Origin of the sequence: Streptomyces sp. SID13726 (assembly GCF_010548375.1) — a bacterium.
Classification (GTDB): domain Bacteria; phylum Actinomycetota; class Actinomycetes; order Streptomycetales; family Streptomycetaceae; genus Streptomyces.
The window spans coordinates 1-427 of record NZ_JAAGLY010000512.1; the positions used below are offsets into that span (position 1 = coordinate 1).

Consider the following 427-nt stretch of genomic DNA (forward strand, 5'->3'; position numbering starts at 1 on the left):
TCGACGCCGGTACCACCGAGACCCTCACGACGCTCGCCGCGGCCCTCCCCCGCTGACGCCGAGCACGACACGAGCCCGCGTCGAGCACGACATGAGGGTCGTCATCCGCTCGACAACGACCCTCATGTCGTGTTCGACGGGGGTCAGCGTCAGCGCTGGGCGGCGAAGAAGTTGCGCAGGAGGCGGGCGCACTCGTCCTCGCGGACGCCGCCGACCACCTCGACGGCGTGGTTGGCGCGCTGGTCGCGCACGAGGTCCCAGACCGAGCCGGTCGCGCCGGCCTTGGGGTCCCACGCGCCGAGCACGAGCCGCTCGACGCGCGCGAGGACGAGCGCCCCGGCGCACATGACGCACGGCTCGAGCGTGACGACGAGCGTGCAGCCCTCGAGCCGCCACTCCCCGAGCGTCGCGGCGGCCTGCCGCAGGG

Annotated in this window: 1 protein-coding gene; it reads right to left on the reverse strand. The window is 74.2% G+C overall.

The window, feature by feature from the left end:
* Positions 1-149: 149 nt before the first annotated feature.
* The coding region (locus G3I78_RS48865; protein ID WP_164437108.1) for a nucleoside deaminase at positions 150-427 on the reverse strand (278 nt) is incomplete at its 5' end.